5 protein-coding genes are annotated in these 7,616 nt (G+C 38.5%); 1 reads left to right on the forward strand and 4 read right to left on the reverse strand.

What is annotated here, in order from left to right; all coding sequences use genetic code 11:
* Positions 1 to 222: 222 nt before the first annotated feature.
* The 4 genes from D0T85_RS21680 to D0T85_RS21695 all read right to left on the reverse strand — a co-directional run bounded on the left by D0T85_RS21680 (position 223) and on the right by D0T85_RS21695 (position 7,156).
* A complete protein-coding gene (locus D0T85_RS21680; protein WP_203558557.1) occupies positions 223 to 1,863 on the reverse strand; it encodes a RagB/SusD family nutrient uptake outer membrane protein in 1,641 nt (546 codons plus the stop codon).
* A gap of 12 nt (positions 1,864 to 1,875) precedes the next feature.
* On the reverse strand, positions 1,876 to 5,121 hold the full coding sequence (locus D0T85_RS21685; RefSeq protein ID WP_163215613.1) for a TonB-dependent receptor: 3,246 nt from the start codon (positions 5,119 to 5,121) through the stop codon (positions 1,876 to 1,878).
* A gap of 231 nt (positions 5,122 to 5,352) precedes the next feature.
* On the reverse strand, positions 5,353 to 6,333 hold the full coding sequence (locus D0T85_RS21690) for a FecR family protein (RefSeq protein WP_163215614.1): 981 nt from the start codon (positions 6,331 to 6,333) through the stop codon (positions 5,353 to 5,355).
* Positions 6,334 to 6,430: 97 nt separating this feature from the next.
* Positions 6,431 to 7,156: an RNA polymerase sigma factor gene (locus D0T85_RS21695; protein WP_370460030.1), complete on the reverse strand. Its 726-nt coding sequence runs from the start codon at positions 7,154 to 7,156 to the stop codon at positions 6,431 to 6,433.
* On the opposite strand from D0T85_RS21695, the gene D0T85_RS21700 reads away from it, so the two are divergent.
* Positions 7,107 to 7,451 (forward strand): tetratricopeptide repeat protein, encoded by a 345-nt coding sequence (locus tag D0T85_RS21700; protein WP_163215616.1) that lies wholly within the window; start codon positions 7,107 to 7,109, stop codon positions 7,449 to 7,451. The two genes, D0T85_RS21695 and D0T85_RS21700, sit on opposite strands and share 50 nt — an antisense overlap.
* Positions 7,452 to 7,616: the final 165 nt, after the last annotated feature.

The raw sequence follows: 7,616 nt of genomic DNA on the forward strand, positions 1-7,616 counted from the left end.
TCTTGATATTATAAACAATATTTCAAAGAACGTTAAAGAGTATTAATCGCTTGCAAAGTCAAATGACTTTAGCAAAGGAGGATAGGCTGCGCTATACAGAGTGTCTCCGCATGGTATCCTCCTTTGGAGGAGGATAGGCTGTGCTATACAGTGTCTCCGCATGGTATCCTCCTTTGGAGGAGGTGCCCGAAGGGCGGAGGAGGAAAATTTAGATATCAGTTCCTAATCCGCCACATAATCCGGATTCTGTTCCAGATTAGGATTTGAATCAACAATATCCTGTGGAATCGGATACAATGTACGAAATTCTTCGCTTGGAGAATGAGATAACCAGGCAGCTTTTGTATAATGCCCAAAACGTATCATATCTCTTCTGCGGAAAGTTTCGCCACAAAGCTCCCATCCCAGTTCATCGTAAAGGCGGCCGTATTTCTCCGGATATTGTACGGTTTGTGGGGTCAACACATAATCTTTAACCGTACCATATTTATAGGCAGAAGATTCCTGCAACTGGGCTCCGGTAACTACTGCCTTTTCCGGATTTGCTTTAAATGCTCTTTTTCTTACTTCGGTTACTAATTCGGCAGCATCGTCGGCTTTATTGGTACGGAGCAAACATTCGGCTTTCATTAAGTAAACCTGTGCTAACCTGAATAATACATAGTCATTATTCAATGTCCACTTCGAACCCATAGCAACCTCGTATTTTAACCATCTTAATCCTTCGGCTTCGCTGGTAAACACACCATCGGGCATTTTATTTACAAAGACCAACGGTTTACCCATTAAATCGTACGATCCCAGTAAAGGAGTTTTTCCGTCTGCTTCAAATTGAGGACCACCTAACCATGTTGCATGCAGGCGTATATCATCCGGATCGTATGTATCTATAAACTGAGGAGTTCCTTTATAAGCACCTGCTCCCCACGGGCTTCCTTCCAAATTATAGGTTCTTTGGTTGGCTCCATGCAAAGAAGCCAGGTGGTAATTGAATCCGGTTGCATAGATATCATCGAAGGGAATGGCGAAAATGCTTTCAAGAGAATTTTCGTTGTTTGTTTTAAAAGGATCGGTATAATCAGTATCCAACTGATACAATCCGGAAGCCAGTATATCGTTACATTCTTTTATACAAGCATTCCATTCTGCTTGTCCGGTATATACTTCTGCATTCAGATATACATTTGCCAGCAATGCTTTTGCTGCCCAGCGGTTAAAGCGTCCATACGTTGCTTTGCTTTTTGTTGCCGGAAGAATCTCAATTACTTCTTTCAGTTCTTTTACCACATAATCGTAGATATCTTTTCGTGGAGTTTTTGCAGGCATATCTCCCGATGGTTCGGTCACCAAAGGGGCATCACCAAAATTATCCAGAATATACCAATAATAAAAGGCTCTTAATGTACGGGTTTCGGCAATAAGTTCGCCTTTGTTTTCATTGGCTGCATAAGGAAAATCGTCCTTATTAATTATGGATATAACATTATTACATAACACAATTCCCCTGTAGAAAACATCCCACATTCTTTTTACATGTTCCTGTGTTGAAGTCCATTTATGCTGATGCATACGGCGAAAGTTACCGCCATCGTCCCAACCCGATCCGTTTGCCGGAAATACAGCCTCATCTGTTGATATTGCCTGGGCAATACATATTCCCAGTCCTGCACCGGCATCTGTCCACCGCCTTAAGTTTGCATAGGCTGCACCTACCTCTTTTGTAGCATCGCCAGGTTCGTACTTATAGGTATCTTCTGCAATATCCGAATATATCTTCTCGCTAAGATCCGTACAGGATTCGGTATGAAGCATCAGGAATGATGCTGATAATAATACAATTGTATATCTTATATATTTTTTCATAATCCGTTAATATTAAAAGGTGAATATTGCGCCAAAGGTAAACGAACGTGTAGAAGGATAACGCCCCAGCACATCGCATCCCGGATCCAGGCCGTGTACATTAACTTCCGGGTCTATTCCTTTATATCCGGTGAATGTAAAGAGATTGCTTCCGGTAGCATATACTCTTATTTTACGGATATATTTACTTTCGGGCATCAGGTTGTAGCCCAAAGTAATGTTATCAATTTTCCAGAAATCTCCTTTTTCTACAAAGTAGCTCACGTATTGCAAGTCTTGCTGGTCGCTTAATACTTTTCCATATTTGGGTTTATAGGCATCGGCCAATAAGTTACCACGGGTAAGATTAATAGGAACTTCATAAAACATTCTCGGCATGTTCAGAATGTCATACCCAAAGGCTCCACGCATGGTTATACTTAAATCAAAATTTTTATATGTAATTTGATTATCCCAACTAAGAAAATGTTTGGGTAAACCATTGCCTATAATCATACGGTCTTCGGGATCCTGATCTTCAATTGACTTGTGGTTTCCGTGCCTGTCTTCAATAATCCATTTACCATCATCGCCAACCCCAACTGTTTTAAAGCCAAAGAAGTTGCCCAACTTTCCGCCTTCGAATATACGATGTGTTTTTTGCTGAATAGGCTCGCCTGTCCATCCCTCATCTACATATCCCGATTTTACCTGAAACTTATCATTAGACAATGATACCATTTTATTGGAGTTTGTTGAATAATTAATGGTTGTATTCCAGTTGAAATCTTTGGTACGTACAGGATTAAAAATAATTTGTGCTTCAAATCCTTTGTTTTCAAGGGTTCCGGCATTTGCCTGCATTCTGTTTTCAATAAACGGAGGCATAGGTACCATATAATTCCACAATAAATCTTTGGTTGTACGTTTATAAAAATCGAAACTACCTCTTACTCTATCGTTGAATAAACTGTAGTCTATACCCAGGTTCCATTCTTCCTTTTTCTCCCACTTGAGGTCCGGATTAGAATTAGATTTTGGGCGTAATGTTGGTATCCAGCCATTTTCCGTATAAAAGTTATCACCGGTTTCCAGTTTGCTTAAAGACAGGTATGGAGTACTAGGAGTAGTACCTGTAATACCAAACCCGGCCCTGATTTTCAGATTATTCATCCAATCGAGTGTTTTCATAAAACTCTCTTCTGTTAAATTCCATCCTGCCGAGAAAGCCGGGAAGTTACCCCACTTGTGATTATCGCCAAACTTGGAAGATCCTTCGTGGCGTATACTTGCTGATAACAGGTACTTGTTGTTAAAGCTATAATTTACACGACCGAAGAAACCAATAAGTTTATCTTCTCTTTTAGTTGAGCTTTCAGGAGCTTCTCCACGTTTAAGGGCAGCACCTTTTTCCATATTATTATAGGTAAACTGGTCCGACGGGAAATCCCAGTTTTGCATCCAGTAGTTCTCATATTCATTCTTCTGGAAAGAATATCCACCTAATACTGTTATGTTATGCGCAGCAAACTGTTCCCGGTATTGGGCAGTTAGCTCCATCAGGCTTTCTGTACTTCGGGTGGTTCCTCTTGATGCAAAACCGTTCTTCTTGTCTTTTACAGTAGATATATGTTTCTTTGTTTCGTAGTATCCTCTTGATTCATTGAAAGTGGTATAAGATACAAGGGCTTTCATAAAAAGCTGTTCTATCGGGGTTAGTGTTACCGAACCAAATGTTTTAATTTGTGTGTTTTTATTTCTGCCGTCGCTTTCGTAAATGGCGGCAACGGGATTCATGTACCCATTCATGGTGGTATGTTCTACCCATGTACCGTTATCATCTTTCAAACGGTCGGTAGGATTACCAATCAAAGCTGTACGATATATGTTACCGTTAAAGCTGTTTCCATCGCCAAGCGACTGATATTCCTGCTGACGGCCCATTATATTGAAGTTAAATTTCAACAGGTTGTCCCACATAGAGTGGTTTGCTTCCAAACGGGTGGTAAGCACATTGTTATCCGATCGTTTTACAATTCCTTCGGCAGCTTTATAGTTTATATTTGCAATATAATTTGTTTCCGAATTGCCTCCGTAAAAACTAGCATTGGTAACTGATGTTACGGGCGTTCTTAGTATTTCGTCCAGCCAATCTATATCATAACCGTAATCTATTGCACCCGGTTTGTTTTGTGCTACTGCTTCCCGGTATTGGGCAGCATTCATCATATCCAGCTTTTTCTTAATGGTTTGAACGGTTATATAAGATTGTATTTCAACCCCTTTCCTATCTCCACGGGTTTTCTTTGTGGTAACAAAAATTACCCCGTTATTACCCCGTGTTCCGTAAATAGCAGCAGCCGAACCATCTTTCAAAACGTCTACACTTTCAATATCTTCGGGTGCCACAGTCGAAAGATCGCCCGGAACCCCATCAATAATAACCAGTGGCGAGGTAGATGATAAAAGTGTACCTGCACCACGAAGCATGATTTGTGTGGTCGATGTTGGATCGCCATTGGGCAAAATAACGCCAAGACCGGCAACTTTACCCTGTATTAACTGTGCCGCATCCTGAACAGATCCCTGAGCAAAAGATTCTCTTTTTACACTGGCAACCGAGGAGGTTAGTTCACCTTTTCTTAATGTTCCGTAACCTACCACTACTACTTCATCCAATAGTTTCACATCGTCTTCTAAAATAATGTGCAAGGTAGCATTTTTATCAACTTTTCTTTCCTGAGTGGTATAACCTATATAAGAGAAAGCAAGCATATCGCCGGGAGATGTTTCTATTGAGAAATTCCCGTTCATATCGGTAAGGCTTCCGGTTGATGTACCTTTAATCACCACGCTGACACCTATCAAAGGATCGCCGGAATTATCAACCACATTGCCCTTTATCCGGATATTTTCCTGGGGTGGTTGGGGAATAAGTGAAAAAGTATTGCGATTACGTTTAAAGGTTAAATACTTTGCCGGAAGAATTTGATTCAAAAAATCTTCAATGGCTATGTCTTTTACAGATATTGTTATATCTTTATTGGAAATTAAGTCTACATCTCTGTAGGTAAACTTATATGCTGTACTTGCTTCTATTTTATCGAGTACAGTTTGTAAATCCTCATTTATTACTGACAGGGTTATTGTAGAATTTTCCTGGGCTCTCAACTCTGTGGCAAACACGAATAATATGATAAATGCCAATAAAGAGGTGATGGGCTTGTTTTTTTTGCTACTTTTGCAAAAAAATATTCTTTTAAGATTAACGTTATTCATTTACATTAAAATTTGAAATTAATACTTGCAAGGTAAATTTTGAGTTTTAATTACCGGGAGTTGTGAAATTTGACGATTTCGCAACTCCTTTTTGTTGTTTACGGGGATCGTGTTTTCATTTAATTATTATTTATAGTTAGTAGATAGTAGTTAGTAGATAGTAGTTAGTAGCCATGCGGCGTTAGTAGAGTAGAACCATGTAGCTACTAGCTACTAACTACTAGCTACTAACTACTTTGAATTAAGTGTTATGTGTATTTTTCCATCGTCCTCGGTATATGTAAAATTGTAGTGTAATTGCAGTATTTTAAGAACTCCATTTACATAATCTTCCTTGAATGTTCCTGTAAATAAATCCATGTTGTATTTTTCGGGGTTTCTAATTATTATTTCTACTCCATAGCGTTGTTCCAGCTTTTTAAGAATGTTTTTAAAGTCGGCCGACCTGAATACCAGTTTCCCTTCCAGCCAAGCAGTTTCAAGATGTATTGCTGTTTTTTTTGTTACCGACAGTTCATCGGTTTCTTTGTTGTAAACAGCTTTATCGTTGGGTTGCATAACAATTGTTTGCTTTCTAATTCCTTTGGTGGTTAGTTTAACCGAACCTTCGAGTAAAGTAGTCTCAACTTCGTTAAATTCGGTATAAGCACTGATATTAAATTTTGTTCCAAGTACTTCTATCCCTACATATTCGGTATTCAGTATAAATGGTTTCTCCGGATTCTTTGCAACATCAAAAAATGCTTCGCCGGTAAGTTTTACCTCTCTTTTAACTAAGCCATAATCAACAGAATAGCTGATGGCGGTTCCTGCGTTCAATGTCATCTTGGTACCATCTGGTAATGTGATGTCGGTTCGTTCGCCACTTTGAACACTCATGGCTACCTCCTGATTGATGAAATTATTTAGCTTCTTATTATTGATATAATAGTATACCTGGAGCCCAATCATTGTACATATCAGTAATGAGGCTGCCACAGAAGCAATAATCCTTATGCTGGTAATTCTTCTACGGGGTTGTATTTTATTTGTAATCAGATTAAAACCATCAATCTCTTTGGTGCCGTCGTATTCGTTCCATATATCCGATAAGGTATGATCTAATTCTTTGTCCGGCATAAGGGATACCGCCTCACGGATTTTCTTTCTGTCGGCTTTGTTTGCTTTATCAGATATGTATTTCTTAAATAGTTCTTTGATATGGTTGTCCATAGGATTATTTGTTATATTAGTTAATACGTACAGCTACAAAAAATCTACTATAAGAAATAGATTTTTTTTCAGTAAACTTCAAAAAACGGTGGTTTCTTTATTCAAAGAAGATAGAAAACAATAGAAGCCCTACAACACCAATTTCTTCTTTTACAATCCGTACTGCTGTGGAGAGAATATTATAAGTGGTTTGCTCACTGATATTTAATTGTTGAGCGATTTCTTTGGATGATATGCCCTGTTCTTTGCTCATTTCAAAGATTTCACGCTGCCGGGTGGTTAACTTGTTTTTTGCCAGTTCCAGTCTTTCGACAAAAGCGTCGTAGTCTATTTTAGAGATAATATTATTTTCGCTCAATTGAATTGAATCGCAATAATCCAGATAATCTTCCATTACAGGATTACTTAATTGTTCCCTGTAAAGGTCAATGATTCTGTTCTTTGATATTTTAAAAAGGTAAGATTTAAAAGAAAGGTCCGGATTTATATTTTCCCGGTTTATCCAAACCTTGATGAATGTTTCGTGTACAATTTCTTTAGCCATCGTTTCCGATTTTACAAGACCGAAAACGAACCCGTATAAATTACTGGAAAACTTGTCATACAACATTTTAAAATCCTTGTATGAACCATTCATTAGCCCTTCAATGTACTGCTTTTCTTGCATCAAAATGATTAACTGTATGCGCAAAGGTATAATATAAATTGATAATTCTTTTGATAATTCAAGGTTTATTATTATATTTGGATACAAACCTTTAATAAGAAGAGCTATGAAACGATGGATTATCTGTTTCCTTATGTCTTCTTTCTTATTCCCCATCTTTGCCCAGGAAGAAGACTATGATCTGACCCTACAGAAAGGAATCGAATTAAGTGATCAAGGGCATTTTGAAGAAGCACTTAAATGTTATCAGGAATGTTTAGCTCTCTATCCGGAAGCTATAGCACCCCACTACGAGATGGCACAGACTTACGCCAGTATGAACCAACATGACGACAGCAAAAAATGTATAGAGAAAGCATTCGTTGCATGGGCTAACCAAGAATATACAGACAAAATAACCTTCTATCTGGAGGCTCTTTCGGTGTATATAACACTGATTATTGCTGATTAACAGCTCTTGAACAAGAAGTTTTCGGAGGTCGCCACCCTGATTATTTTCTTTGGTCTATCAGGTCGAACAACGGCTGGATTCGTTCAAATCAGAGGAGGAAATGAAGTAATTGTACGATTTCACCACAGAGTTCACAGAGTTACACAGAGTTTTAAACTTCCATGC

This window comes from Bacteroides sp. 519, from assembly GCF_010500955.1.
GTDB lineage: Bacteria > Bacteroidota > Bacteroidia > Bacteroidales > Bacteroidaceae > Bacteroides.

What these genes read in the sequence shown, in the direction of transcription:
- D0T85_RS21680 (WP_203558557.1), bottom strand. Translation starts at nt 1,863, where the DNA reads ATGAAAAAATATATAAGATATACAATTGTATTATTATCAGCATCATTC.
- D0T85_RS21685 (WP_163215613.1), bottom strand. Translation starts at nt 5,121, where the DNA reads ATGAATAACGTTAATCTTAAAAGAATATTTTTTTGCAAAAGTAGCAAA.
- D0T85_RS21690 (WP_163215614.1), bottom strand. Translation starts at nt 6,333, where the DNA reads ATGGACAACCATATCAAAGAACTATTTAAGAAATACATATCTGATAAA.
- D0T85_RS21700 (WP_163215616.1), top strand. Translation starts at nt 7,107, where the DNA reads ATGAAACGATGGATTATCTGTTTCCTTATGTCTTCTTTCTTATTCCCC.
- D0T85_RS21695 (WP_370460030.1), bottom strand. Translation starts at nt 7,156, where the DNA reads ATGGGGAATAAGAAAGAAGACATAAGGAAACAGATAATCCATCGTTTC.